We start from the raw sequence: 26,562 nt of genomic DNA, 5'->3' as shown, positions 1-26,562 counted from the left end.
AAGTTTATTTTATCCTTTCCCTGTAAGACGATATTTGAGAATAACTCTTATTTTTCTGAGTGTCATTTTAATCAGATCTCGAAGCTTAGTTTGTGTAAGATCCGTTTCTACCGCCCTAAGGAGTCTATTTGCAGAATAATTAGAAATAAATCCATTATTAGTTTGTATTTGTGAAATTTCAAAATCGTAACCATTCGCCCAAGCAACATAGACAACTAAACGTTCAAAAGCATGGAGAATACTGTTATAAGGTAGCGGTTCTTCTGGAATATCTTCAATAATATCTATATCGAGAAGGTTCTGTAGAGCTTCTGGACGATACCATAGCATGGTTCCATAGCTCATAACATAACTGTCTTTTTGTTTTAACTCTTTTGGGTTAATAAAATCTATCTTATTCCAAATTTGTTCCATATCTTGCCATATATCTCGCTCAGTGATATATGTTGGACCATAGAAATGTTCAAAAAATGAGGGAACATCAGCAATCATTAAGCCAAGTTTTGGATTTCGTTCAAACTCCTCAAAAATCTGTTGTGCTGGTTTTAATAACGAATATTCTATGTCACGCCGCCAAGATTCTCCCACAATCCAATCGTTATCCTTTGATTTTTTAGTATGAAAATGACCGATAAGTTCATAATTTTTCATCTCTTTAGAAATTATCATCCAAGGAAGGACATCACGCCCTTTATTTCCCGTCGCAATTACTCTCTTTAACTCAGGAAGTTTGTAATTTTCTTCAATTTTTAACTTCTTCTTCTCACTATCCGTAGTGATATAGAGATCATAATTTTTGACATAGGTCCTGAAGTATTCTATATATTCGGGGATTAAATCAAGATAAAAAGCGTGTAAATGTATTCCTACCTTCAAATTACCAGTAACTGTTGAATCATCTTTAAAAATACGTGTTTTTTCAGCCAACATGTATTCACGATCAGGATAATCTACATCCGTCATATGGTCTACAATGAAACGGACAGGATAGTTTGTTTCCTGCTTTATTCTTTCCATTACAAGTGGCGTGTAGATATTATCTGCTCCATAGGTAAATGCCTTTATTTTCAAAAAAGGAATATGTCGCTTTAATAATTCTGGCATGTTGAATACTGAAAAATCATGTACCATCATCCCTGTCCAATTTTCCTTACGGGTATCAAACAGCACTGCTGATTTAAAGCCAGCATCTTCAAAATATTTCGTCATAGCCGTTTCGTATTTGACTATTACTTCTACAACATCATCCAAAACAGTGACATTTTCCCAAAAATTTTTGAAAGTATCCGATTTGACAATCTTCTGTTTGTAACTAACAAAATAACTTTGAATATGATCAGGTAATACCACTTCTGATCGATCGGCCCATGGTTTTACTTTATGACTACGATTATTGGTAATTCCCCAAAAATCAATTTGAACATTCGTATCCATTCTCTCGAAAGGTGCACCAAAATCATAAATAGGTCCAAAACAAGTGTCATTCATTAGAGTGACTGAATCATAATCTGCTAATTTATCAAATCCATATTTCTTCATGGCTTCCGCCCAAGCAACAAAATCATATCCCTGATTTTTTCTTTGCATGAAGCCATCAATTAGATTTTTCTCCTTTATAATCTTTAAATCTTCTGAAGATAAGACACTATTTGATATAAAGAAAACCTCTCCAAATAGCCCTCTGAGTTGTTGGAGTTGATAAACCACATGAGGGCTGAGTTTATTGTCTCTATTAAAATGTACGTAAAGTAGTAATCTTTTATTCATCTTTCTTTCCTAAAAGGGTGGAGTATTTTTCTGCCTAAGCGATACGCTCTAGAATGGCGAATTTCTTCGAGCTCTCGCTTGAACTGTTCCAGAGCACGTTCTTGGCTGCTAATGTATGTATCTTTGTCTTTAAGAGCCTGAGTAATAAACTTTTCTTGATCCTCTATATGACGATCCTTATCAAGAATAGCTTTCTGGTAGTGTAGTGCTTGGTCATTATTTTTTTTAATCCAATACATGATATTTCCTTGAAGCGCATTAATAATTTGTGTTGGTATCTCATTTTGATATTTATTTAATATATAGAAATAAGATTTATAATATTGTTCCCAATTCTCTCGGGCACTACGTGAATTATTGAGAACTCGATAATTTAATTTAGTTTCTGAGACATACAGAGGTTTAGCATGATGATTTAAAATAGCATTTAACCAGAAGTCAAAATCTTCAAGGTTTTCTAATTCCTCATCAAAGGTGATAGATTTTATAATTGTGCTTCTAACTAACGAAGAGACATCAATTAAATTTCCATTTAATTCTTTCTCTAAAGAATACTCCAAATCACTCCTCAGGACATCGCGCTGATTTTTAAAGTCCCATAACTGGCAATAAGCTATATCTGCATTTGTTGACTGTAATTTTTCTAGAAGAATCTCTAAATGTTTTGCAGGCATAAAATTGTCACTGTCCATGAAAATTATGAATTCACCTGTCATTTTTTCAATTGCTTCATTACGAACTTTTGCTACACCTTGGTTTTTTTCTGAAAAATACAACGTGGTTTCAAAAGGTGACTCCTGAAGTGTTCTCTCAATAATACTATCAGAATTATCCGTAGATCCATCATTAAACACCAGTAACTCTATGTTCTGATGCGTCTGCGTGAAAATGCTCCGCAAGCATTCCTCAATGTAATTTTCATGATTGTAACAAGCTACTGCAACTGTAATTTTAGGATTCATATGTTCACCTATTTAAATATATAATGTTCTATACCTGAACGGTACTCATCGGACGGAAGGTGTAAATGATAAAACTTGAGACTCGTAACTCCCAGATTAAGACCAAGCGCTATCACACTGATCAGTATAATACTTTTTTTCAGCCATAGACCCGAAACCCTGATTTTTATTTTCTGTGCTAATAAAGTGAATATTGGGGCTAAAATTAAGAGAAACGCTGTAAAATAACGCCCCTGTGGACCTGTGATAACATGGTCAAGATAAGAAGGGGATACTGCAAATTTGAACAAAATCCCAAACAAATTAACTAAGTTTAAAACCATACCCATCCAAGCAAACCATCGAGGCACCCTTTCTTTTGTATAAGAGAGGAATAAAAGGACTAGTGCTGTATATTGGATTGGATAAAACCACGCTGGTATAGCGGATGTCGAAGTACCACTAATTACTTGTGTAGTAAGTACTGAATAATAAGGCTCCATCAAAGTATAGATGAATTTGTTAATTACAACTCTAATTTGATCATGATATCTCACAGCATATATACTAGCTCCTAGAACCAACACAAAAAAGCTTCCTGCTAAAATTTGAAATTTACTGATCTGGATATTTAACTTTCTTCGAATCAATGCCATTAGCATTATTAAGACTAAGATAAAAAGTAATCGTGAATTAGATTTTGAAAAATAAAGCATGATTACTGGCCCTATTATTCTCTGAAAGAAGTTACGGAAAGTAATTATGTTCGCATCTTTGTAGTCAACAGCGATATTTATCAAAGTAGCACTTAGCCATGCAAAAGCGATATAGTTAAAACAATCATAGCTTAAACTAGTCGCAAATTGAATTGCAACAGGTGTGACTGAAATGACAGTGAAGACCATCTGGTAAGCCTTCAATTTCTTAATAATAAAATATAGAGAAACAATAAAGAAAATTAGGTTAAACAGTCTTGCTACTAGCACCATTGAACCAATTGATGGATATATAACATAGCCCAGTTTCACTCCTATGCCTGGAACCAAGTGCATAATATCTTGGTACCAAGCCTGCCCAACTGCTCTTTGATCTATAACTTTGTCTCTTGAAATAACTGGTAGTTTTGTCTCAAAAAAATTTTTGAAATAAGTGCCCTCTTTCATCATTGAGCTAACGGTGCTAAAAGGAACTGGAGAGGATTGGTAATCTTCAGCAGGAAAACCTATTGCTGATCTATCTACCACCGTATTAGTGAGATAAGTTGATTTATCAAAATGATAGCTTGAATCAGGTTCAATGAAAAGAGGCTGTATGAATGTAAATGCAAAACCAGCCACTAAAGCTATAATTAAAAAGACTTTTTCTGGTTTAATCTGATTTACTCGCTTACGCAAATTCCCAAACTCCATTTCGTTGAATAAGTCCACTTGCTGAATCTTTAGCGCTTATATCATTCTTGTCAATATCTGTCCTATTAATCAGTATAATTTTTTCATCAGGGTCATAAGCAATCATTTCATCTTTCGAATTGCGTACTGAAACTTGGAGCTTAAGTTTCAGATTGTTTACTTGATCTAGCTTACAAGAGTAAGTCATTACTTTTTCACCGGTACCATTCGTGAGATAATCAAGTGAATTATCATTATAAATCCATATATTTCTATCCGCATCTGTAAGTGAAAAAGCAACATACGTTTGGATATCTTTCTTCACATTGTACCTAATTTCAAATTGGATAGGTTTATCCGGAGTAGTTTGAACGGAGGAAAGAAGCTTGACATCCAAATCAGTCACGAACTCCTCTACCATTTGAGTTTTACCTTCAGCAGCTTGTAGTCTTTTTAAGTTATCTAAACTATACTGATTGGCAACCTTGTCAACGTCACCTGAAATCTTTATTAATCCATTTTCAATTAAAACAGCTTTATTACAATATTTTTTTACAGCATTCATATCATGCGTAACCAATATGGTAGTTTGGCCTGATTTTTTACGTTCTAAGAAATAATCATTACATTTTCTTTGAAATGCTTCATCTCCGACAGCAAGTACTTCATCAAGAACGAGTACATCTCCCCGAGCTTTGATGGCAACAGAAAATGCCAGCCGAACCTGCATTCCGCTGGAATAATTTTTTAACTTCTGATTCATGAATTCATGGAGCTCAGCGAAATCAACGATATCTTCATACATTTCATCAATTTCTTGAGTTGAAAAACCAAGCATCGCTCCGTTCATATAGACATTTTCTCGCCCTGTAAGTTCAGGATTAAATCCTACACCTAATTCGATAAAGGAAACTAATTTCCCATTAACTGTGACATTTCCTTTTTCAGGAGTGTAGATTTGAGAAATGATTTTTAAAAGGGTAGATTTTCCTGAACCATTTCGTCCAACAATTCCGAAGAAATCTCCTTTTTCAACTTCGAAGTCGATATCTTTTAAGACGTGTTGTTCTTTGTAACCTTTAATGCCACGTAAGCGATTCACTAGCGTTGTTCTTAAGCTGGTTGTTGCTTCTGTAGGAAGTCGGAAGTATTTACTTACATGATCAATTTTAACTGCAAATTCTGACATCTTTCATTCTCCTTCTTATATAACTTCTGCGAAACGTTTTGAATTTTTGGTAAAAATCCAAAGACCAAAGGCAAATATTACAAAAGGTAAAATGTAAGGTATTGCCACTATATAAGGATTATCCCAAAGTTGCCATAGAGTAGGATTTGTATTATTACTAAATGTCAAAATATAACGCATATCCTGAACGATTTGGGCCATGGGATTAAGCATGAGTATCTTCGCAATTGTTGGATGATTTGTAGAAATCTGTGTAACTGGGTAAATGATTGGGGTTCCATAAAAACCAGCTTGCATTACTACTTCCCAGATTGGGCCCAAATCACGGAAATAAACAAAAGCAGTTGAAAGGATAAAAGCGATACCTGCACTTAGTATTACTAATTCAAATAATAACGGGATAGCAAAGATAACTGTCCAACTGAATTGGACTCCGTTTATAATCGCAAAACCAATGACCACAACAAGGGAAATCATTAAGTTAATAAAAGCGTTAGAAATAACAGAAAAAATGATAATAGGTTTTGAAAAGTTAACCTTTCTCAATAAATCGCCTCTTCCAACGATAGAGAGCATCCCAACATTAGTGGCTTCACTGAAAAAGTTCCAGACCGTAATACCTAAAAGCAAAGCAACCGCAAAGTGTGGCATTCCTTCACCGAAACGCATGAAGCGCACGAAAACCAGGTACATGATCAGAAACAGTAATATTGGTTTCAAAATGGACCAAAGATATCCAATGACACTCCCCTGGTAGCGAAGTTTAAAATCTGTTTTGATTAATTCTTTGAGTAGAATTTGATTTCTACGGCTGAAAAAATTCATTTGTTTTTTCCTTTATATGCAAATTTTGTGACGATGAGTGTGCGGAATATTTTCGTATGATAACTTTTATTTTTCCGCAAATTATATTGCTCAAGCAACTGACGACGTTGCGCTTTGGGTTGGTTTAAAATGCCAACGTAAGCTTCAATCAATTGCTGTTTCTGTTCTGTCAGCAAATTTTCATTTTCTGTCAGTAACTTTTGAGCTTGTTTTTGACTGGCGGTAATCAACCACCAATACTTTTCAAACCATAAGTGAGGATGAAGCCATTTTTTCATACGTTTTGAGAGCGTCCTTGCTCCTAAAACATTAGCCTCATGTTGCCGGTACAGATGGGTGGGTTGGTCAATATAAACCAATTTCCCGACTGCACTGGCAAGTACTGCTAAATACCAGTCATGCATAATGATATCGTCCGTCGTTTGCCAAAGGCTCGCAAGTGCATGGTTAATCATGCTGGCTCCGCCTGTGACGGTATTTTCGGTCAATTCCTGAACCAATTGGGTATTAGCATGGTCAGATTGACTGCGAATCATGGACTCTGATGTAACTGTCAAATTTTTATCAGTCACTTTGAGATCCGTATAATACATGATGGGTTGGTCATTATCCTGCTTTTGTGCTTCCGTCAGGACAATTTCTATTTTTTCAGGAAGCCAATAATCATCTTGGTCCGCAAAAAAGTAAAAATCTGCAGGATGAGTTTTGACCAGTTCATGAAAAGACTTGATGACGCCAACATTTTCAGCTCTAATCAAGCGAATACGTGAATCCTTACTGACAAACTGGTCAGCAATTTCACATGTTCCATCTTTAGAACCATCGTCACGGATAATGAGGTTCCAGTCTTTAAAGGTTTGTTTTTGAATGCTTTCGATCTGCTCTGCGACGAACTTTTCGCCGTTGTAGGTCGACATTAAAATATTAACTTTCAGAGTCAAGTCTGAGAACCTGCTTTCGGTATAATCTTGTGCCATTTGCCAGGAGGTCTTGCCAAAGAGAAAAGGCAAGTCTACCCTTTCTAACTAATAACGGCTAAACAGCATCTCGTATTGGTCACAGATATGCGACCACGTATATTTTTCTTCAATCAATTGACGCGCTTTACGCTGTAAGACATGACGTTCATCTTTTGTAAGCTTTTCAACTGCTGACAGCGTGGTCAGTAAATTATCTTTATCAAAATAAATAACAGCATCTCCAGCAGTCGTCCGATTAAAATGAACACCTAATACAACATTAACTGGCGTAGACCACATGGCTTCTAGGAGGCCCGGATTGGTCCCTCCGACTTCGTGCCCGTGGAGGTACGCAAAGGCTTTTTCGCGGATATAGCGCAGTTCATTTTGATCATAAACAGTCCCTACAAATTTAATTCGCTGATCTTTATCAAAATGAGTTTTGGCTCGCAAGTCCTCAAAATAAGCATTGCCCTCATGATTTGTTACAATTACCAAATCACGCCTTGTTGGACTCTTCATAAAGGCCCTAATCAATGTCTCATAATTATTTTCAGGGACAAAGCGACCAACAATCAAATAGTAGTCACTAACCTTATATTTTACCAAAGTTTTTGATTCTGTCAAATCTGAGTCGAATTGTTCAGTTCCGTACGCGATGACTTCAGAATTTACTTTACCATATTCGTCAGTAAGATAGGACTTAATCCCATCGTTGTCAGAGATGATTAAATCGGCATGCTGTACCATTTTTTGTTCCGCATGTTTCAAATAGCGTCGCACAGGTGCTGGCCATTTTGTCCGTTTCCATTCTAGGCCGTCTGGATTGACGAGCAATTTACCACCGTAGCGGTGGATTTTGGTAGCATAGTGCCCAATCAATCCACCAATGGTATTACCTAAAATATAGAAAATTGGTGCTTCAATCCCTTCTTTTTTGCAATACCTAAGTGCGGCATTAATAGCTAAAATATCGTAAGCTATTACTCGTGCCGGACCTATATTTGGAACCTTTATCACAAAGCAATCTGCTCCCAAATAGTCAAAATGCTCGCCTGGCTGGCCTTTGTCTGAATTCTCGCTTTGACAGGCCACATGATATTTTATATTTTTATTATTTTGATGCTTGACGAGTTCTTCAACAAAAGTCTCAAAACCCCCATATTTTGCAGGTAAGCCGCGGCTTCCTATGATAAAAACGTGTTTCTTCATGTAGCTCCTTATGGTCAACTGGTCATCTTATCATTAAAAATCTCAGCTGATCTCATTTTTTTCTGAGTGCCTTCAAGCCTCTCAAAACGAGAATTCTGCCAGTACTGACAAGTGATTGCGAGTTACTGACAGAATTTTCGGTTGTATTTTACTGACCATACTGTCAGTAACTGACAGTGGTAGTAATATTATTTTTTATTAATTTGTCCTTTGGCAACTTCTTTATTTTCTCTCAAATCGCCTTTTTCAAGCATTTTAGCTAAGGCTTCTTGCCAAGTTGGGATGACAAACCCAGTCGCTTTCGACTTGTCCAGATTCATTGTTGAGTTAAATGGACGTTTGGCAGCTTGTTTAAAAGCTGAAGAGTCGACCGGTTTTACTACAGTGTCAGTATCTTTCAAGATTTCAGTGGCAAAGTCAAACCATGTCACATCCTCATCCTTAGCTTTGTCGTTTGAAAGATGGTAAAAGCCAGGTTCAGCATCCACATCTACTAAGTGCGTCATAAATTCCGCAAGCGTCCGGCTCCATGTTGGGACACCGTGTTGGTCATTGACCACTGTGAGCTCAGAATGCGTTTCAGCCAACTTTTGCATCGTAAACACAAAGTTTGGACCATATGAACCAAAAAGCCAAGCCGTACGAATCACGTAAAATTTGGCACCTGAAGCCACAATTTCTTGTTCGCCAAGGTCTTTGGTACGTCCATATTCGCTTTCTGGATGTTTTTCATCATCAGGCATCCGTTCTTCACCGACAGGTAAGTAGCCACCAAAAACGTAGTCTGTTGAAATTTGGACCATTGTGGCACCTACACGCGCACAAGCTTGGGCGATATTGCGTGTTCCATCAACATTGATTTTTTCACCCAATACCTTGCCTTCACCCTCTTCCTTATCCACAGCGGTATAGGCTGCACAATTATAAACAATCGTAGGTCTATTTTTATCGAAAAAGGCATCTACACTGGCCTTATCAGTAATATCCAATTCATTGACATCAGCTGCAGTGTATGTAATTCCACGTTCATCAAGAAGATGACGTAGCTCAGTACCAAGCTGACCATTCCCACCTGTAATTAAAATCATCTGTTCTCCTTTTGTTTTCCATCGTAGCCTTGCAAGGTTCTGATACTTCGCTTGAATTACTCCAAATTTAGTCTACCTCAACCTTAAGTGGGGAAACGAGAAAAACTTTCACTATTCTTTTAACTATCTCATCTTAATCAATACGTTGCTTACTTTTCCACAATTTTTTGTGTTTCCGCATATTTTGCTTCTACAGCATCTTTTTCAGCTTTCCACCAGTCTTCATTTTCTTTGTACCAATCGATAGTCGCCTGCAAGCCAGATTCAAAGTCAGTGTGTTTTGGTTCCCAACCTAATTCCTCACGTAATTTTGTATTGTCAATGGCATAACGTTTATCGTGAGCATCTCCACGTGGATCAATAATCCGATCATAATCATCTGCTGACTTATCCATACGTGTCAAGATGTCTTCAAGGACTTCTTTGTTATTTTTTTCGCCATCAGCTCCAATGAGGTAAGTTTCGCCATAACGACCTTTCGTCAAAATTGCCCAAACACCTGATGAATGATCTTCTGTGTGAATCCAGTCCCGCACATTTTTACCATCACCGTAGAGTTTTGGCTTGATGCCAGAGAGGATGTTGGTAATTTGGCGAGGGATGAATTTTTCGATGTGTTGATAAGGGCCGTAGTTGTTTGAACAGTTAGAAATCGTTGCTTTAAGACCAAATGACCGCACCCAAGCACGAACAATCAAGTCAGATGCTGCTTTAGTTGAGCTGTATGGACTCGTTGGGTTGTAAGGTGTTTCCGGAGTGAATTTCTCACCAGCACCTTCGCCATGTCCTGGCAATTCTTCACGGTAGGGCAAATCACCATAAACTTCGTCAGTTGATACATGGTGGAAACGCAAGTCATATTTGCGTGCTGCCTGAATCAAAGTGTACGTTCCAATAAAGTTAGTTTGCACAAACTCATCTTGCGATACCAAGGAGTTGTCATTGTGGCTCTCAGCTGCATAATGGACAATGGCATCGGCTTTTGAAGCGACTTCATCAACGATTTTAGGATCAGCAATATCGCCTTCTACAAGTTCTACACGGCCGCTATCAAAAAGCATATTGATGTTGTTAACATTTCCGGCATAAGTTAGCTTGTCCAGCACTGTGATATGCACATCTGGAAAGTTATTGTATACATAGTGCACGAAGTTTGAACCGATAAAGCCTGCGCCTCCGGTTACGACGATGTGTTTAAATGGTGATTCCATCTTATTTTCCTCTTTATTATTGATATAGTTAATATTTTTATTGACTTGTAAGTGGATAACTCAGCTTAATACTGATAGCCTTCTGGATAAAATTGCTGAAATTTCCATGCATCAGCAATAATTTCCTCTATATTACTCTGCTTTGCCTGCCAGCCTAAAATAGAACTTATTTTCTGACTCGAAGCTACTAAAGAATCAGCATCCCCTGGTACACGGGGCTTGATTGTGACGAGAACCTCAGCACCCGTAATCTTCCGAACAGCTTTGATCACTTCAAGGTTAGAATAGCCTTGGGCAGAACCAAGATTAAAAATCTCACTTTGTCCTCCTTGAATGAGATATTCTAAAGCTAAAAGATGTGCTGCTACTAAATCACTCACATGGATATAATCACGAATACAAGTACCGTCGGCAGTATGATAGTCATCACCAAGAATCGTCATTTTATCCTGCCGACCTTGGGCTACACGCAAAGCGATTGGTATTAACCTAGGACGCACTTCACCTAGTGTTCCGTCTTTTTTAGCCCCTGCCACATTGAAGTAGCGTAAAGCCACAAAGGATAGTTGCCCCGCCTGATCGGCCCAATGCATCATAGTCTCCATCATTACCTTAGACTGCCCATAAGGATTAAGGGGAGCCGTAGCAGTTAACTCATCTACTCGGCCTATCGCACTATTACCGTAAACCGTAGCCGATGAAGAAAACACAATATGGCGCACTTCAAACTCTGCCATTACCTCAAGTAACACTTGTGTACCATAAACATTATTACTAAAATACTTCATAGGTTGCTCAACGGACTCGCGGCCGAGAGAGAGTGCTGCAAAATGCAACACTGCTTCTACTTGTTCCTCTCGAAATATCTGTTGAAGCAGTGCTTTGTCTCGGATATCACCTTTGTAAAAACGTGCCTGTGCATGAACGGCTTGTTGAAAACCGGTGCTCAAGTTATCCAAAACAACTACTTTATAATTCTTTTCAATCAGAGCATCTACAGCATTAGCGCCGATATAGCCTGCACCGCCTAAAACTAAAATTGACATACGCATACTCATCTTCTAGACTTGAAATATCGAGTCAAATCAAACCATTTACTGGTTACATGGATAAGGTAAAAGGATAAGGGGGAGTTAAGCAATACGATATTCTCGCAAAAATTTGGCCTTAGGTACGGCTTTCAAATATTTACCGTTGAAAACCATAAAATCGCCGATAGGCACAGTCATTTTAAGTAAACCACCCACATTTTGAATGGCAAGACGTTCTCCATTCCAGTGAAATCCGCCAGTGGCAAAGGCTCGCTCAGCCCAAGTTGGCAGCTGGCTGTCTTTTTCAACTTGCCAATATTCTAAACTTTTTTTAGTTCTTAAATGAGTTGCAAACATTAAAGTTCTTCTGCTTTAAGGGGTTTGACATCTTTTAAAAGGGGATGATTCTTGTCCGCTTCAGAAACTTCAGCATGCTCAACATCTTCCCACTTGATTCCAAGACTTGGGTCAGCATAATTCACAAAAGCGTATTTAGGTTTAAGTTCAAGCGCCCAGTAATCATTCACCAGATAGCTGTAAGAAACAGTATCTGAAAGGACTTGGAAACCATTGGCTACGCCACGAGGAACAAAGATTCCTTTACTGGCATCAATCACAGTTTGATAAACATTTCCAAAAGTTTCCCCTTCGCGAAGATCCACCCATGAACCGAGTACAGAACCACCATCTGCTACCGAAATGTATTTATCCCAAGGCTCAGCATGAAGCCCGCGCAAAACGTTTTTTCGTGAGAAGCTCACATTGTTTTGCAATTTCCCTTCGGCAAAAAAGCTTTCTGGAAAACCAAGTGGCATCATTTTTTCTTTTTGGAAATTTTCTTTAAACCACCCACGATTGTCACCATGGACAGGAATGTCAAATTCAAGCATCCCAGGAATTTGACTAATTTCACGGCTTGCAAGTGTCTTACCGAAAAAATTCTCAGTCATTATTTGTCTCCAATCAAACGAAGTAGGTATTGTCCATACTCATTTTTCTTCAAAGGTTGTGCTAAGGTACGGACATCGTCAGCAGTGATATAACCCATGCGGTAGGCAATTTCTTCCAAGTTGGCCACTTGCATATTTTGCATCCGTTGAACGGTTTCGATGTATTGCGCAGCTTCAAGGAGTGATTCATGTGTTCCTGTATCAAGCCATGCAAAACCTCGTCCCATGAGTTCAACTGACAAGTCACCACGTTCAAGGTAAGCTTTGTTCACGTCTGTGATTTCCAATTCGCCACGAGGAGAAGGTTTGATATTTTTGGCAATTTCAACAACATCATTATCATAGAAGTAAAGACCAGTCACCGCGTAATTTGAACGAGGTGCTTCTGGTTTTTCCTCTATAGATATCGCATTCATGTCTTTGTCAAATTCAACGACACCGAAACGTTCTGGGTCTGGCACGTGATAACCAAAGACAGTTGCTCCTTTTTCTTTAGCCGCAGCATTTTGAAGCATTTTAGACATCCCAGGACCGTGGTAGATATTATCTCCCAAAATTAAAGCTACAGAATCATCACCGATAAATTCTTCACCGATGACAAAAGCTTGTGCCAAACCATCCGGAGAAGGTTGCACGGCATATTGAAGGTTAATTCCAAATTCAGATCCATCTTGCAAGAGCTCTTTAAAGCGAGGCGTATCTGTTGGGGTTGAAATAATCAAAATATCTTTGATTCCAGCCAACATTAAAGTGGACAATGGATAGTAAATCATTGGTTTATCATAAACTGGCATCAACTGTTTTGACGCTGCACGTGTCAGCGGATAAAGGCGTGTGCCTGAACCACCTGCTAAAATAATCCCTTTCATGAAAGGACCTCCATAATCATAATTAATCATCCTACATTATATCATAAATGTTAGGGCATTTCCTAACTCCTTTGGCCTAAAAACACCGAAAAGCTCTTTAAATTAAGCTTCCTAGCCTAATTTTTTCTAAAAATAACATCTCTTGTTTTGTTTTTATTGAGTAAAAAAGAAAAAACCTCTATTATAAGAGGTTTTTAACGTCGAGGTTGAGCAACCAAAGCAGATTGGATATTGAATTGACGTTTGAGCAACCACCGCAGACCAAGCGCCACAGCTCCGACGATAATCAGAGCAAGTGCTGGAAGCTGCACATTGATTGAAACAGGAAGGAGTCCTGAGAAAATCGTTACAGCAATCCAAAGTAAGACAGATAGGGTCGTAGCTAAGAAGCCTTTCCAATTCCACTTTTGGCGAACACCGTCGGCTTTTGGCCGGTAAAAGAAACGGTACATTAGATACATTACGAGTCCCGCCACAGCTGCTGAAAGTATCACCGTTACAAAACCATAAACAGGTGAATTTGAAGTGAATAAAGCCATCACACCGTTAAGAAGTGAGATGAAGCCCAGAAAAAGCAAGCTACTATCCAACCACATCAAGCCTGGGTTTTCATTTTTTTCATTGACAGGTTTGTCAGCAACTTTTGGTTGATATTGTTGAACAAATTCAGTTGGCGCTCCCAATAATTTTCGGGCAATAATACCTGATTTTTGACCTTCAATAATTTGCGGCAGAATATCATTTAAAATGGCCTTAACTTCTTCATCTGATTTCCCAACTAAAATCAGTTGTTTCGTTACCGAATGAATATATTCTTTGTTTTTAGCAGTAAGTTCTTCGATTAAATTTTCCATAGTATCATTTTAGCAGAAAGTAGGGAAAAAAACAGCAAAAAATTTTTAAAAGCTTGATTTTTTCAATTGAAAAATGTTATAATCAACAAGTATGTTGTTTTTAAGCACATAAAAATCTAATGGGAGGTAAATATCATGTCTAAAGAATGTTATTTTACTGGTCGTAAGACTGTTTCAAGTAATAACCGTTCACACGCGATGAACCAAACTAAACGTGTCGTTAAACCTAATCTTCAAAAAGTTACGATTCTTGAAAACGGTGAACTCAAAACTGTCTGGGCTTCAGCTAAAGCTTTGAAGAAATTGCCAGCAGGCGTTGAACGCGTATAATTTTTGTTTTTTGCAAAACACAAAAATTCCTGTCATTTGACGGGTTTTTTTTATGTGAAAGCCTCAAAAAGTTTACTGACAGGGCTGTCAGTAACGCTTAATTGGACAAAAATTCATGTCAGCGCTGACAATTTCCTATTTTCTAAGTCAGCGATTCAAAAGCTCTGTTTTATTTCATAAAAGTATGATAAAATGGGTAATGATATTTAAATAATATGGAGGAAAGTGCCGTTTGTCAACCAAGTCTTTATTTTTGCAGCAACTGCAAAAGCAAAAATATGACGGCGGTACAACTACGAAAATGAGTGTTACTATTAACAACCAACATGGTAACGTCGATATTGCTACCGAAGTCATTGCGACTGTTGTAGGGGCATCTACGACTGAAATCTTCGGCGTAGTCGGCATGACCAGCAAATCTGCTGTCAAAGATAATGTCCGCAGTATTTTACGCCAAGAAAATTACTCTAAAGGGGTTGTGGTTACAACCACCGACAACGAAACTTCAATCGATGTTTATGTCGTTATCTCTTACGGTGTAAAAATCAGCGAAGTGGCTAAAAATATTCAAGAACGTGTACGCTTTAACCTCGAGAATCAACTCGGTATCACAGCAAGTAGCGTGAACGTCTACGTACAAAATGTGAAGGTGGTTGAAGACTAGTGTCAAATATCAATGCAAGTAAATTTCAAGAAATGGTTCAAGCGGCAGCAAGTCGTTTGAACGAGCAAGCTGAATATGTCAATTCACTCAATGTTTTCCCTGTCCCAGATGGTGACACGGGAACAAACATGGGGATGACCATTACTAATGGAGCGAAAGACGTAGCCAACAAACCAGCCAATACGGTGGGTGAAGTTGCACAAATTCTCTCAAAAGGGCTTTTGATGGGAGCACGGGGAAACTCTGGCGTTATCTTAAGTCAACTTTTTCGCGGATTTGCTCAGTATGCCCAAGATTATGCTGAATTGGATGGAATCCATCTGGCTGCTGCCTTACAAAACGGGGTAGAAGTTGCTTATAAAGCTGTCATGAAACCAGTTGAAGGTACGATCTTAACTGTTTCACGTGGTGCTGCTGAATTAGCTAACCGAAAAACAAATGAAACAGATGATGCAACGGAAATCATGACCGCTGCCCTTGAAGGGGCTAAACGTGCTTTAGCTAAAACTCCTGAGATGCTGCCTGTCCTCAAGGAAGTCGGTGTGGTGGACTCTGGTGGACAAGGTCTTGTTTACATCTACGAAGGCTTCCTAATGGCCTTAAATGGAGAGTTCGTCCCTGAAACGCCAGTTGCTGAATTGGGCGCGATGGATCGTATGGTCAATGTTGAACACGAAAGTGTAGCTAACGCTTCGACAGCCGATATCAAGTTTGGTTATTGTACTGAAATTATGGTCGAACTCGGTAAAGGCCCTACTGCGCGCGAAAACTATGATCACGACAACTTCCAAACTTATCTTGCTGGTATTGGGAATTCACTTCTTGTCGTTGATGACGAAGAAATCGTCAAAGTCCATGTTCACACTGAAGATCCTGGATTAGTGATGCAAGAAGGCCTTAAATATGGACGTTTAGTCAAAGTGAAAGTTGATAACATGCGCCTGCAAAATGAAGGGGTTGCTGAAAAAGAAGCTAAAACTTCAAATGTATCAACTTCAACTTCTAAAAAAGACTGGGGTCTTATTGCAATTGCAGCGGGAGATGGTTTAGCAGAGATTTTCCGGGAAATGGGCGTTAATCACGTTGTTTCAGGTGGTCAAACCATGAATCCTTCTACGGAAGATATTTTGAATGCCATTGAAGCCGTTAACGCAGAAAAAGTCATTATTCTACCTAATAATAAAAATATTTTTATGGCTGCGAAATCTGCTGCTGAAGTTGCGGAAATTCCTGTGGAAGTCATTGAATCTGCAACCGTCCCTCAAGGTTTTACCGCTCTGTTAAGCTTTGATCCTACACGTACAATCGAAGAAAACAAAGCTACAATGACGGATGCTTTGGCTGATGTCCAATCTGGTTCAGTCACTACAGCGATTCGTGATACGAACGTTGATGGAATCGAAATTCATAAAAAAGATACGCTTGGCATGTTAAACAATAAGATTATCGTTTCTACTAAAAAGATGAACGATGCAATCTTTGCAGTCTTTGATAAAATGATTGATGAAGACAGTGAAATTGCAGCAATCTATGTTGGAGCTGAAGGCAAAAAAGCCAATGCTGAGCGAATTGCAAAAGAGCTCGAGAAAAAACATCCTCAAATTGAGGTAGAGATTCACGAAGGAAAGCAACCTGTATATCCTTATCTCTTCTCTGTAGAGTAAAAATAAAAAAGGCCCGCCATCGGGTCTTTTTTTATGCCTTTTTAGTTGCACTTTTACAAATTGTCGTTAAGTTTTTCACAAATTTTTGTAAGCTAAAGAAGAATTTGATATAATCATACATAATGTAAAGTTTACTTGACATTTTTAGCAAAAATGGAGGAGCATTGATGGAAACACTCGCTACTACGCACATAGGTCAAATCTATTATATCGATAAAATTGTTGGGAAAGACCAAGGGAAACTCCGAGAATTAGGTTTGATTACCGATAGAGAGATCTCACTCCTTTCAAACGATGGAGAAAATGCTATCCTCAAAATTGCTGAGCAACGCTTGGCTTTGAACAGCCATTATTTAAAGCAAATCTTTGTTAAAAAAGAACGTTCAAGTGAAGAGATCATTGGCCTTTCTCACTTACAAGTTGGTCAATCCGGTGTCGTCAGACTGATTGACGCAACAGGCGAAATCAAACGACGACTGATGGATATGGGAATCACACGCGGCACAAGCATTCACATTCATAAATTGGCGCCCCTTGGCGATCCTATTGAGTTGCGCCTGCGTGGTTATGCACTTTCTTTACGAAAAATAGATGCGGAAAAAATCAAAGTTGTCCTTGAAAAATAATGACAGTCTCAAAAGTTACTGACAGTCTGGTCAGTAAGTCTTTGCCTGAAATCCTCTTACAGAAATTTTAAACTATGAAAACTATTGCTTTACTGGGTAATCCCAACAGCGGAAAAACAAGCCTTTTTAATCTTTTGACGGGCGCTAATCAACAAGTCGGAAACTGGCCAGGAGTCACTGTCGAGCGGAAATCTGGCTACTATAAAAAAGAACGCACCATCTGTATCCAAGACTTACCAGGGCTTTATTCCCTCTCTCCTTACTCCCTTGATGAACAAGTCGCGCGGGATTACTTGACCCAAACCCCACCAGATGTGCTCATCAATATTATTGATGCAACCAATCTTGAACGTTCACTTTACCTGACATTGCAACTGATGGATTTTGAACTCCCTATGGTCATTGCGCTCAACATGAGTGACTTATTGGTAAGTCAAGGTAAAACCATCGATCTTGACCGTCTCTCTTATAGCCTTGGGATACCTGTCATTGCAACATCTGCTCTTAAAAACAAAGGGGTGGATGAGTTAATCAAAACGGCCTTAACTGCCCCGAAAGCACAGCCTTTGGATTATGATCACCGCTTAGAGAGTGCCCTGGTTGAAATTAAAAAAGTTGCCGCTTTAAATCATCGCTTTGACCAAATTAAACTTTTCGAAGGAGATCCATTCTTACTGACCAAGCTGTCAGCGGATCAGCGCACAGAAATCAATGAGATTGTCCGCATTACAGAAAAGTTGATGAATGATGAACGAGAAGCCATTCTGGTCAATGAACGCTATGACTTGATTGGTCAATTCATTAAGCTTTGCGTCACTATAAAAAATCCAGCAACTTTTAATCGGACTGATCAAATCGACCGACTTCTTACTCACAAATGGCTGGGCTTACCCTTCTTTGTTTTGATTATGTGGCTTGTTTACTTCATCTCTATCCAAACTGTCGGGACGGCTGCGACCGATTGGCTCAATGATGTCTTCTTTGGAAGCTGGCTTCCCAATCTTCTGACTTCTGGGATGAATGCATTAGCGATCGTCCCCTGGCTTCAAGATCTTGTGCTCAATGGCATCCTCGCTGGAATTGGAGCAATCTTAGGCTTTGTACCCCAGATTTTTGTACTTTTTTTCCTTCTTGGAATCCTTGAAGATTCTGGCTATATGGCGCGTGTTGCCTTCGTCATGGATCGGCTTTTTCGTCGTTTTGGTCTTTCTGGAAAATCATTTATTCCCATGCTCATCGCTTCTGGTTGTGGTGTTCCAGGCATTATGGCCACTCGTACAATCGAGCAAGAACGAGACCGAAAGATTACGATTATGGTCACCACTTTCATGCCCTGTTCAGCTAAACTTCCCTTGATAGCGCTCGTGTCTGGTGCATTTTTCCGCCAAGAAAGCTGGGTGGCTCCAAGTGCCTATTTTTTAGGGATGGCCATGATTGTAATCTCTGGAATCATCTTGAAAAAAACACACCTCTTTGCCGGCGATACTTCTGCTTTTATCATGGAATTGCCCAGTTATCATTTACCTCAACTCCGCACAGTCTTTAAATATGCTTTGGATCGGGGGCTCAGCTTTATCAAGCGTGCGGGGACAATTATTTTTGCCATGAACGTCTTGATTTGGTTTACCGCCAACTTCAACTGGAGTTTACAAGAGGTTAATACCAATCAATCCATTTTGGCTGATTTTGGTAGAGTAATTGCAATCTTCTTTGCTCCTTTAGGGTTTGGAGAATGGCGTGCTACTGTTGCGACCCTTACCGGACTTATCGCCAAAGAAACTGTCGTGGGAACGATGGGCGTCCTTTTTGCGCATGGCTCAGGTGGAACACACCAGCTCTGGCAAGCAGTCTCATCGACTTATACCCCATTAGCGGCTTATTCTCTTCTTGTTTTCAACCTCTTATGTGCCCCTTGCGTAGCTGCCATTTCAACTATCCATAAAGAGATGGGGGATCTGCGTTGGACCTTACGTGCAGTAGGTTTTCAAACTCTTATTGCTTACAGCATGAGTTTTATCATTTACCAGCTCGGTAACGTCATTATCCAAAAACAATGGACTAACTTCACTTTTTTAGCGCTCTTTGTTTTAATCATTGGTCTTTACTACATTTTCAGAAATCGAAAGGAAGTCACTTATGAACTTGGCTAGCATCATTCTTTTATTGCTCATCTTAGCCGCAACCGGCTACACCATTTTTAAAACAATTCGTAGCAAAGGCGCGTGTGAAGACTGTCAAACGACGACCTGTCCTGTCAAAGGCTTAGCGACTCAAGAGACTAAACCCCAAAACACTGTTCAACATGATTGTTGTCAATAAAAAAGTTACTGACAGGGCTGTCAGTAACTTTAAATGCTTCAGTAAGACACCTGCTAAGGTGTTTTTTATCTTTAAAAATGAATCAAGCTTATAAATAATAAGAGGACTTGCACCAGTTGAAAAATCATCAAAATCTTCACAGAAACGATAAAGGTTTCTCTTTTGATTTGTCGGTGGAGATAAGGCTTAGCTAATTTGACCATCAGAGGACTGATTAATAGGATCACTAATAAGACAGGTGAGAGGAGTCCCAGGATTACAGCCACTACCACAGCCACAAAAGCCAGAATCAGGGCCAACTTCCACCAGAGCAAAGCTGCACTTTTACCAATATAATGGACAATCGTAAAGCGATGATTAGCCTCATCTTCTTCAAGGTCACAGGTGTTGTTGGCCAACATAAGGTTGGCGATTAATAAGGTATTGGGCAAAGCGACAAGAAAAGTTGCTCCAATCGTTTGCCAAGTCCACACAAAACTGCCATGTGTATTGATATAAACACATATCAAAAAAATGATGTATCCCATCGTGATTCCGGAGAGCCACTCGCCTACAGGCAGCGACGATAAAGGCTTTGGTCCCCCAGCATAGAAAACCCCTACTGCGTAACAAAGCAGGCCAAGCCAAAAGACCGCCCAACCGGTCATCATAGCCACAATAAGTCCCAAAATCAGGCTTCCGAAAAAGAAGAAAGCCAATAAACCCTTGATGGTCGATAGAGAGATATTCTCACGACCTATAATGTTCGTATTTTTTTGATAATCCTCTGTATCCACAGCATTATGATAATCATTGTAGTTATCCCAGATATCTACAAAGCAATTAAAGAGAAACATGGCGATAAAATAAATCGTAAGAGCCAATGGTTGCGCCAAGTGATAATGATAAAGCGAATACCCTAAGCCCAATAAAAAAGGGAAAATCGAGGCTGTTTTAGCTTTTAGCTCAATAAGTTCAGCAAACGTTCTGATCTTCATTTCTACTGTTCAATCCTTTCAAATAGATACCGAACAAAACCTGTCAAAGACAGGTTTTAATAATTTCTGTGTAATAAAATAGTTGTAGCTTCTTCCAAAATTTGTCGATGCCGTGAAGGAGGTAATTTTTGAATTTCAACCAAAGCAAGATCAGTCAGCCGACTTGCCACCATCAGAGCTCCCGTCAAACCACCTAGCGCTTTGACTAACTCAGCAAGCTCAAGGCATTCTTGGCGCGTTAGAAGTTCTGGTTCCTTCAGATAAGGCATTACTGCCGATGCATCAGCTTCTTTAGCTAGAAGAAGAGGTAGAGTATAGATTCCTTGCCGAAAGTCTGTCAAGATTGGCTTGTCTGCTTCATCTAAACCGACGGTAAAGTTTAAAATATCATCATAAACTTGAAAAGCTAAGCCAATTGCACGACCAATTTTACGTGCTGAGCGTTGCATTTGCTGATTTCCCCCAGCAAAATAAACGCCCTCTAAACAGCTCAAACTTAATAATTCTGCTGTTTTTCCGCTGATTGCTTTCATGTAGCGCCGTGCCGTATTTTGCGCATTGAAGGCGGATTGCATCTGGGTTAACTCGCCTTGTAAGATTCGTTTCATCGACTTTGCATTTTTTGACAAGAAGGGCGTACCGTTCATGGTCTCAATCAAAAGTTCGAAATAAACCGTATAAACAAAGTCCCCTGCATATACGGCCACATCTTTTCCAAATTGAGACTCGATAGAAGGAAGACCACGCCGCAAGGGCGAATCATCAATAATATCATCATGAATTAAGGTCGCAGAATGAAGCATTTCTAAGGAAGCGGCAATTTTAATCAACTGCGCTTCATCAGAAGTAGCATCGGGAACAATTCCAGCGAACAGCAAAAAAAGCGCCGGGCGGACCATCTTTCCCCCTCGAGAGATGAACTTTTCCAAGGCCTCTTGTATTTCTTGATTATTTATCTTTAAACGAGCTGCCATAAGCCCTTGTACGTCTTTTAATTTTTCCTGTATTTCAGGATAGTCCTGCCAAAATGTGAGCACTGTTTCTTTATTTCCTCTCGGGTGATGCTGCAACTGTTTTTGGCAAAGGTCAGAGAGAAAAAGAAGCTCTCAGAGGAAAGCAAAGTTAAACCTCTAAAGCTTACTTTTGCTGATTGCTCCTCTGATAAGTCGTGCCTTCGCTCGAAACAGTATTAAACGCTTACTCTCTATTTTAGCAAAATCACTACAATGTTGCTCATTTGCGATTTGACAAGTTAATAAAAAGAAGTTCTAGTGAACTTCTTTTTTACCGAATTTCCATGATGCGGGATTGAGGCAGGCGATAGCTAGGTTTACCTTTATTTTCAGTTCTTCCTAAAGGAACGATAAGTTCTGGCCGATAGCGTCGCTCTACTTCTAAAAGTTCATTGACCGCACTTGTACGGTCAAAACCGAGCAGCATATTGCTCTCATAACCATAGTTTTTGATTGCCAAAGCAAGATTCATGGCTACAATACCCGTATTGATTGATAGATAGTTGCTCTCATAAAGCTCTTCAAAACCTTCGTACATTTGAGGATACTGACTATTAAAGCGCAAAAGTTGCTCATCATCCAATTCGCCAGCTCCCAAACGAGCAATCTCACGAGAACGTTCCACAAGATCTGTGTCACTAAACAATACGATGACAGCACCAGCTTGTTTGATTTGTTCATGGTTACCAGGCTTGACCACCTGCAACAAAGCTTCGCGTTTTTCAGCAGATTCTACGATTACGAAATGCCAACTTTGAATATTATGTGCAGAAGGGGCCAAACTTGCTGCTGAGATGATCTGTTTCACATCAACCGTAGGAATTTTTGTGCCATCAAAAAATTTAACAGCATGGCGTGATTTGTTGAGCTTTACGTAATCCATAAGTACTCCTTTATTGATCTTTTAACTTCCAAAACGAGGTCAAGCCTGTGCTAAAAAAAATACAAATCAGGCTTTGCCCTTTGTCGGTTGTGGAGATCGTTTTCATTTTAGTTTGTTACTATTTTAGCAGATTTTTACCATTTTTGCATGTTTATTTACAGGATTTTTTACTGACCACGCTGTCAGTAACTTTATTATTCAATGAAATTAAAAAAAGTATGCTTTCTATTACCTTCTTAGTCATTCGTTTTTGCTGCACTTAAAGCCCGTGCTGACAGAACTGTCAGTAAGAAAAAAGCTGTCAGTATCATTACTCACAGCTCCCTTTTCAGGCGATATTCGCTTTATTTTTCTTGATTTGTTTCGAACGTAATTGTCCACAGGCAGCATCAATATCCGTGCCATGCTCTTGTCTTACGACACAATTGATGCCATTTTTCTTGAGTACATCATAAAATTTCGTCGTGTCATTTTTGGTTGAGCGTTCGTATTTGATGTGTTCTGCTACTGGATTATAAGGAATCAAATTGACATAAGAAAGTTTGTTGCGTGGTTTGATCAAATCAGCCAGCTGTTGGGCTATTTCCAGACTATCATTTTCCCCAGACAACATGATGTATTCATAAGTTACTCGCCGATTGGTCGTCTCTGTATAATAATCAATGGCCTCAAAAAGTTTTTCAAGCGGTGCATTGCGTGTAATACGCATCAAGCTTGTCCGCAATGCATTATTTGGTGCATGTAAAGAAATTGCCAAGTTAACTTGCAGATTTTCGTGAGCAAATTCTTTGATTTTTTTCGGCATAAAGCCACATGTTGAAACCGTGATATGACGTGCACCAATGGCTAATCCGTTATCATCATTGATGACACGTAAAAAGTTCATTAAATGTTCATAATTATCAAATGGCTCACCAATCCCCATTACCACAACGTGCGATACGCGTTCATCCAAACCACGTTCATCAAAATATTTTTGAACCAACATAATCTGACTGACAATCTCACCAGCAGTTACATCGCGTTCTTTTTTCAAGATTCCGCTGGCACAGAAAGTACATCCCATGTTACATCCTACTTGTGTCGTTACACAGACGGATAATCCATAGGCTTGACGCATCAGTACCGTTTCAATCATCACCTTATCAGGTAACATAAATAAATATTTAACGGTCCCATCTTCGGATTCTTGAACTACCACTTGTTGCAATGGATTAATTATGAAATTTTCATTAAGCTTAGCAATAAAAGCTTGAGACAAGTTCGTCATTTCTTCAAAAGATTGGACACGTTTCCGGTATAACCAGTCCCAAACTTGCGTCGCTCGAAACTTCTTTTCCCCATTTTCCTGCGCCCATTCAATCAACTGATCTCTTGTTAGTCCGTAAATTGAAGGACGAGTTTCTGTTTGTGTATTTTCTATCATTATTCTTTCTCTGTTATCTTCTTTATCTTATTACAAGTGCCATGCTGACAGCCTCATCCAAAGGCCACTTACAGCGCCGTCAGTAACATTTTTATAAAAAATGCTTAAAGACGGATAAAGGAGTAGCTTTTTAAGGCAACTCCCTGATTAATAATTCCAAGTCTCTATTTTAATCTAAAAAGTCAGATTTGACAAGCTTTTAACTAATCTTTCCCGCGTGTTCGGATAACAAAACCAGGTTTTGAAGTATCTTTGGTTTTAGCCTTAGGTGGTGTTTGTGGCGTTTCCCGTTGACTCACTTTAAATTTTTTATCCTTGGTCTGATTTTGTTGAACTGACTTGTGAGCATTTCCTGAAGCCGTTTTGGACTTCTTTGATTTTACTTTCTCACGGATTTGAAAATCCTTACTAGCACTTACCGCTTTGTCAGTACGTTGATTGTTTTTTGAACCTACTTGCTCTTCTTCTGAGCGCCCTTTGTTGCGGTTGCGATTCCGATTGCGCTTACGCCTTGGTTTATCAAGCGTCTGCTTCATTTCTTTTTCTGTATAAATTTTTTCAGAAACAAAGGCTTCTTCTTTTTTAGCATCTCGTGAACGGATACGACGCAAAACAAAGTAAGCACAACCATAGTTGCAATACTCATTGATATAGTCTTCTAAATGATCAATCTTATTATCTGCAAGCATTTTTCGACGACTAGCCGAGAAAAAACCTTTCAGGCGTAGCTGCTCAAAGCCCCAGTCTCCAACGATATAATCATATTTGTCCAAGACATCTGAAAAACGTTGTTCTAATTTTTCTGCATCAAAAGCCTCGCGATGATTCTGCACAATATGAAAAGTTCGTGACCCTATTTGGACCACTTCACCACTTGCAATAACATGTTCGCCAGGATACTTATTATAATTTAATTTAGTTTCATCTATTACTTTAGGCATTTAATCTTTTTCTATTTCTAATCTTTTAAAATGTTCCGCCACAATCTCCCGTAAAAAATAAGGGAATAAGATTTCCGACTCTCCCAATTTTTTCAACAATGGAAAATACCAGGCAAATAAATACTGATCCGGCAGCGCAATTTGATATACCGACTGTGGATTCAACTTTTCACCTCTTGGGGCACCTCTTTTTTTCAGGTAAAAGTCACCATTTCTAAACTCTAAGCCATAAAAAATAAGGGAGCCAAAGGTTTTTCCACGAAAACCCATGCCTTGAATCTGCTGTGTCGCCAGATAGGCAGAAACGTCCATCATTTCCAACAAAACGCGTTTAAGCTCCTCCCCAGTAAAGGTAAAGCGAACTAACCGAATCGAGTGAGGTAAAATCTCGTGGAGATCATCTAAAGTCAGACATGCCGGGAGCTGATCAGCCACTACCAAACCAGAATTAACGACGGCTAGACTTGTATGAGCTGCTTGTGCAAAAAGTTCTGCAAAATAATAACTTGCAGCAAAGTCTGGATAACGATTGCTTAAGGGAGCCTTCAGTTGAGCCACTACTGTGCCTTTTAGCAGAGCGTGACCTTTTAATTCCCAACCATTAATTTCCACCAGGTCTGACTTCTTTTGTGGAAGTGTGTTTGTAGCGATCGCCTCTATCTTTGCATCCACCAAGTGATTCTGCTCATCAAAAGTTAAATCAATCTGACCCACGTGATCCCCATAGCGGCCAGCTGCTGCCAGCAAAGTCTGCTCCACCTGTGCACCATGCTCAAACAAATGATGAGTATGCGCTCCGATAATCAAATCAATGGCATAGCTTCGCGCAATCTTCTCATCCACGTTTTTACCCAAATGGGACAGCAAGATGGTAAAATCACAATCTAGTTGAGGCAAAAGCTCATCCAATACCTCAAAAGGATCAGACAAGTCCCATCCCGCTTGCGGATAAGCTCGCGTATAAGGGGCTGTTAAACCAATCAAACCAACACGCAAACCAAAAGTTGTCGTCACAACCATAGGCCTACTACGTGCAAAATTGGTAGCAAGATTTGACAGTAAAACTGGAAAATTAGCCTCATCATATAAGTGACTCAGCATCGTGTGGGTCAAGCCCAATCCTTCATTATTACCAATGGTTGCCGCTGTTAAGTGGAGCTGGTTCATCAGCGCTACATTGATTTGTCCTTGGGTGGCCTCCGTCAGCGGATGGACACGGTCCACATTATCCCCCAAATCAAAACGTAAAGTTTCGATGCCTTGGCTGGATTTTTCCGCAAAAAAACGTTCTATCACTGGAAAATGTTCCAAATGAGAGTGAAGGTCATTCAAATGAAGGATACGCAGATTATTCATAGCTCCATTATATCATAAGTGTTAAGCATTGAAAGCCCCTACTCATTAAAAGAAAAGAAAAAACGCTATGCGCTTTTTC

26 protein-coding genes are annotated in these 26,562 nt (G+C 39.2%); 6 read left to right on the top strand and 20 right to left on the bottom strand.

Going from position 1 to position 26,562, the window contains the following annotated elements:
- Positions 1-9: 9 nt before the first annotated feature.
- From JW886_RS02000 to JW886_RS01935, 14 genes are all read right to left on the bottom strand, one after another.
- Entirely contained in the window at positions 10-1,767 is a 1,758-nt protein-coding gene (locus tag JW886_RS02000; RefSeq protein WP_205872173.1) for a rhamnan synthesis F family protein, read from the bottom strand.
- The gene (locus tag JW886_RS01995; protein ID WP_205872172.1) at positions 1,764-2,729 is read right to left on the bottom strand and encodes a glycosyltransferase family 2 protein; all 966 of its coding nucleotides are present in this window, start codon (positions 2,727-2,729) and stop codon (positions 1,764-1,766) included. Before JW886_RS01995 ends, JW886_RS02000 begins: the two co-directional genes overlap by 4 nt.
- Positions 2,730-2,737: 8 nt before the next feature.
- Positions 2,738-4,102 carry a DUF2142 domain-containing protein gene (locus JW886_RS01990; RefSeq protein ID WP_241003784.1) on the bottom strand — a complete coding sequence of 455 codons (1,365 nt, stop codon included), beginning with the start codon at positions 4,100-4,102 and terminating at the stop codon, positions 2,738-2,740.
- The gene (locus tag JW886_RS01985) at positions 4,095-5,285 is read right to left on the bottom strand and encodes an ABC transporter ATP-binding protein (protein ID WP_075525189.1); all 1,191 of its coding nucleotides are present in this window, start codon (positions 5,283-5,285) and stop codon (positions 4,095-4,097) included. The genes JW886_RS01990 and JW886_RS01985 overlap by 8 nt, the downstream gene beginning before the upstream one ends.
- A gap of 15 nt (positions 5,286-5,300) precedes the next feature.
- Complete coding sequence (locus tag JW886_RS01980; protein ID WP_075525188.1) at positions 5,301-6,110, bottom strand: ABC transporter permease; 810 nt, start codon at positions 6,108-6,110, stop codon at positions 5,301-5,303.
- A complete protein-coding gene (locus JW886_RS01975) occupies positions 6,107-7,087 on the bottom strand; it encodes a glycosyltransferase family 2 protein (protein ID WP_338092710.1) in 981 nt (326 codons plus the stop codon). The genes JW886_RS01980 and JW886_RS01975 overlap by 4 nt, the downstream gene beginning before the upstream one ends.
- 48 nt (positions 7,088-7,135) lie before the next feature.
- Positions 7,136-8,281: a beta 1-4 rhamnosyltransferase Cps2T gene (gene cps2T, locus JW886_RS01970; RefSeq protein WP_205872170.1), complete on the bottom strand. Its 1,146-nt coding sequence runs from the start codon at positions 8,279-8,281 to the stop codon at positions 7,136-7,138.
- 188 nt (positions 8,282-8,469) lie between these two features.
- On the bottom strand, positions 8,470-9,369 hold the full coding sequence (gene rfbD / locus JW886_RS01965; RefSeq protein ID WP_075525186.1) for a dTDP-4-dehydrorhamnose reductase: 900 nt from the start codon (positions 9,367-9,369) through the stop codon (positions 8,470-8,472).
- 149 nt (positions 9,370-9,518) lie between these two features.
- Positions 9,519-10,580, bottom strand: a complete 1,062-nt coding sequence (rfbB, locus tag JW886_RS01960) for a dTDP-glucose 4,6-dehydratase (protein WP_205872169.1) — start codon at positions 10,578-10,580, stop codon at positions 9,519-9,521.
- 65 nt (positions 10,581-10,645) lie between these two features.
- Positions 10,646-11,626, bottom strand: a complete 981-nt coding sequence (gene galE, locus JW886_RS01955) for a UDP-glucose 4-epimerase GalE (protein WP_075525230.1) — start codon at positions 11,624-11,626, stop codon at positions 10,646-10,648.
- Positions 11,627-11,713: 87 nt separating this feature from the next.
- Positions 11,714-11,968, bottom strand: a complete 255-nt coding sequence (locus JW886_RS01950; protein WP_205872168.1) for a hypothetical protein — start codon at positions 11,966-11,968, stop codon at positions 11,714-11,716.
- Positions 11,968-12,561: a dTDP-4-dehydrorhamnose 3,5-epimerase family protein gene (locus tag JW886_RS01945; RefSeq protein WP_200406969.1), complete on the bottom strand. Its 594-nt coding sequence runs from the start codon at positions 12,559-12,561 to the stop codon at positions 11,968-11,970. The genes JW886_RS01950 and JW886_RS01945 overlap by 1 nt, the downstream gene beginning before the upstream one ends.
- Positions 12,561-13,430, bottom strand: coding sequence for a glucose-1-phosphate thymidylyltransferase RfbA (gene rfbA, locus JW886_RS01940; RefSeq protein ID WP_075525229.1), 870 nt, complete (start codon positions 13,428-13,430; stop codon positions 12,561-12,563). The genes JW886_RS01945 and rfbA overlap by 1 nt, the downstream gene beginning before the upstream one ends.
- Before the next feature lie 194 nt (positions 13,431-13,624).
- Entirely contained in the window at positions 13,625-14,284 is a 660-nt protein-coding gene (locus JW886_RS01935) for a DUF1129 domain-containing protein (protein ID WP_205872167.1), read from the bottom strand.
- A gap of 135 nt (positions 14,285-14,419) precedes the next feature.
- Between JW886_RS01935 and rpmB the strand changes: the two genes are divergently transcribed.
- The 6 genes from rpmB (at position 14,420) to JW886_RS01905 (ending at position 19,887) form a co-directional block, all read left to right on the top strand.
- Complete coding sequence (gene rpmB / locus JW886_RS01930; protein ID WP_003129776.1) at positions 14,420-14,614, top strand: 50S ribosomal protein L28; 195 nt, start codon at positions 14,420-14,422, stop codon at positions 14,612-14,614.
- Between the two features lie 301 nt (positions 14,615-14,915).
- Positions 14,916-15,278, top strand: a complete 363-nt coding sequence (locus JW886_RS01925) for an Asp23/Gls24 family envelope stress response protein (RefSeq protein WP_075525228.1) — start codon at positions 14,916-14,918, stop codon at positions 15,276-15,278.
- Positions 15,278-16,942 (top strand): DAK2 domain-containing protein, encoded by a 1,665-nt coding sequence (locus tag JW886_RS01920; RefSeq protein WP_205872166.1) that lies wholly within the window; start codon positions 15,278-15,280, stop codon positions 16,940-16,942. The genes JW886_RS01925 and JW886_RS01920 overlap by 1 nt, the downstream gene beginning before the upstream one ends.
- A 167-nt stretch (positions 16,943-17,109) precedes the next feature.
- Positions 17,110-17,568, top strand: a complete 459-nt coding sequence (locus JW886_RS01915) for a ferrous iron transport protein A (RefSeq protein WP_075525180.1) — start codon at positions 17,110-17,112, stop codon at positions 17,566-17,568.
- A gap of 74 nt (positions 17,569-17,642) precedes the next feature.
- A complete protein-coding gene (gene feoB / locus JW886_RS01910) occupies positions 17,643-19,718 on the top strand; it encodes a ferrous iron transport protein B (RefSeq protein WP_205872165.1) in 2,076 nt (691 codons plus the stop codon).
- A complete protein-coding gene (locus tag JW886_RS01905) occupies positions 19,705-19,887 on the top strand; it encodes a hypothetical protein (protein WP_205872164.1) in 183 nt (60 codons plus the stop codon). The genes feoB and JW886_RS01905 overlap by 14 nt, the downstream gene beginning before the upstream one ends.
- Positions 19,888-19,958: 71 nt before the next feature.
- Here JW886_RS01905 and JW886_RS01900 read toward each other — a convergent pair whose 3' ends face one another.
- From JW886_RS01900 to JW886_RS01875, 6 genes are all read right to left on the bottom strand, one after another.
- On the bottom strand, positions 19,959-20,864 hold the full coding sequence (locus JW886_RS01900) for a prenyltransferase (RefSeq protein ID WP_205872163.1): 906 nt from the start codon (positions 20,862-20,864) through the stop codon (positions 19,959-19,961).
- Positions 20,865-20,920: 56 nt separating this feature from the next.
- Positions 20,921-21,901 carry a polyprenyl synthetase family protein gene (locus JW886_RS01895; protein ID WP_205872162.1) on the bottom strand — a complete coding sequence of 327 codons (981 nt, stop codon included), beginning with the start codon at positions 21,899-21,901 and terminating at the stop codon, positions 20,921-20,923.
- Positions 21,902-22,148: 247 nt separating this feature from the next.
- Positions 22,149-22,760: a nitroreductase family protein gene (locus JW886_RS01890; protein ID WP_205872161.1), complete on the bottom strand. Its 612-nt coding sequence runs from the start codon at positions 22,758-22,760 to the stop codon at positions 22,149-22,151.
- 328 nt (positions 22,761-23,088) lie between these two features.
- Entirely contained in the window at positions 23,089-24,186 is a 1,098-nt protein-coding gene (gene rlmN, locus JW886_RS01885; RefSeq protein WP_205872160.1) for a dual-specificity RNA methyltransferase RlmN, read from the bottom strand.
- Positions 24,187-24,389: 203 nt separating this feature from the next.
- A complete protein-coding gene (locus JW886_RS01880; protein ID WP_075525173.1) occupies positions 24,390-25,127 on the bottom strand; it encodes a YutD family protein in 738 nt (245 codons plus the stop codon).
- Positions 25,128-26,483: a bifunctional metallophosphatase/5'-nucleotidase gene (locus tag JW886_RS01875; RefSeq protein ID WP_205872159.1), complete on the bottom strand. Its 1,356-nt coding sequence runs from the start codon at positions 26,481-26,483 to the stop codon at positions 25,128-25,130.
- Positions 26,484-26,562: the final 79 nt, after the last annotated feature.

Source organism: Lactococcus taiwanensis (genome assembly GCF_017068355.1).
GTDB classification, from domain to species: Bacteria; Bacillota; Bacilli; order Lactobacillales; family Streptococcaceae; genus Lactococcus; species Lactococcus taiwanensis.
Note: the sequence above shows the minus strand (reverse complement) of the source record. Positions and strands in the feature narration are given on the sequence as shown.